The sequence below is a fragment of the Frankia sp. CcWB2 genome, assembly GCF_977927585.1.
In genome coordinates this window covers 1-1569 of the sequence record NZ_CDWRCM010000203.1, presented here as the reverse complement: position 1 = coordinate 1569, position 1569 = coordinate 1, and the positions used below count along the sequence as shown (strand labels likewise).

1 protein-coding gene is annotated in these 1569 nt (G+C 71.7%); it reads right to left on the bottom strand.

From position 1 onward, the window contains the following. Window positions 1-120: 120 nt before the first annotated feature. Window positions 121-1566, bottom strand: a complete 1446-nt coding sequence (locus tag ACY45C_RS17960) for an FtsK/SpoIIIE domain-containing protein (RefSeq protein ID WP_462188739.1) — start codon at window positions 1564-1566, stop codon at window positions 121-123. Window positions 1567-1569: the final 3 nt, after the last annotated feature.

Genomic DNA, 1569 nt, shown 5'->3' with positions numbered 1-1569 from the left:
GAGCGACGGCTTCGACGACCTGGCGGGCCAGCGGCAGACGCATCCGCGCGGCCCGGGAACCGGGGCGATCATCACGATCGTCACGGCCGGGAGCGTCGAGGGTGGTCGGGGAGGTTGGGGTCACGCAACCTCCCCGAGGTCGAACAGATCGCCGGGATCGGCCAGGCTGTCGCCGTTCTGGTGGGGGTTCAGGTCGGGAACCCAGCCGCCGTCTGCGGAGCGCCGGTAGGAGATCACCGTCCGGTTGATCTCGGCGTCGTTGACGAAGGCAGCCCGGACCCGGACCGGTTCGGGCTGTCCCTCATGCAGCACATAGCCGACACCGGGCAGCGAGACCGGGATCTCGTCCGCCCGCGCCCCACGGTCCCGGGCGCCGGAGCCGAGCACGAGATCCGCCTGTTCCGGTTCGGTCATCCGCAGCGCGACCCGGACCGGGAACAGATCCTGGAACGGAAGCACTTCCTTGCGCGGGTCCTGGACCGCCGCCAGGGCCACGACCCCGGGTGCCCGGCCCTGGGAGAGTAGCAGCGGGAGCGCCGCGCCGATCCGCTTCTTGACGTCCCGATCCGTGACGTAGGCGGTCAACGAGGCGATTTCGTCGACCACGATGACGATCAGCGGCTCGCTGGTCGTCGGGGTGTGCAGCCGGGTCCGGCCCCGCAGCCGTTCCGTGCGTTCCTGCATCACGCCCACCGCGTCGTCGAGCAGGTCAGCGATCGTCTCCGTGGTGGTGGCGAACCGGGCGAACAGCGGTTCTCCGAAGGCGAGTTCCATGCCGCCCTTGGGGTCGCACACCCACAGCTCCACGAGCCCCGCCCGCACCGCCGGGCCGAGACCGCGGATGATCGACCACAGCACCGAGCCCTTACCGGCCCCGGTGGCACCAGCGACGAGCAGATGCGTGCCGCGGACGGGCAGCGTCCACGGTTCTCCGTCTTCCTGCCGGCCGACCGGGACCGCGCCTAGGCCCGCGACGAGCAGGTCAGGCACAGTCCCGGCATCCTCCGATCGGCCGCCGTCCGAGCCGTCGGGACGCGGCGTGTCGAGGTCAGCAGGGGTAACCGGGGTGGTCAGGGTGTCCCGCCGGTGGAAGTACAGCCGGATGAACCGGTGCTGCTCCGCCTGGACCTGGCAGCGCCGAGCCCGGAACACGTGCCGCAGCGATTCGGCCTGCTCCGCCCACTGCTCTGGGGTCTGACCGGGCAGCAGTTCTACCCGCAGGACGTCCACGGCCCGAGTCGAGCGGATCCCGCGGATCCGGGGGAAGTACTCGTCAAAGGTCACCTCGTCTCCGGTGGACGCCGGCATGCGGATCGCCAGGTCGGTGTGCACCATCGCCGGCCGCCACCGCCACCGGTACACGAACGCCAGCCGGGCACGGCCCCAGACCCACCGGGCCAGCCACTGGAACGAACGAGCGTGCAGCCGACGCCACGCCACGGCGACGAGCACCAGGCCGACGAGCAGGCACAGCAGGCCGAGGGGGCCGAACCGGTGCCAGAACAGCGCCAGCCCGACCGTGGCCGGCACGGCGACCCGGTGGCGCCAGCACCAGCGCCCAGCCAACGC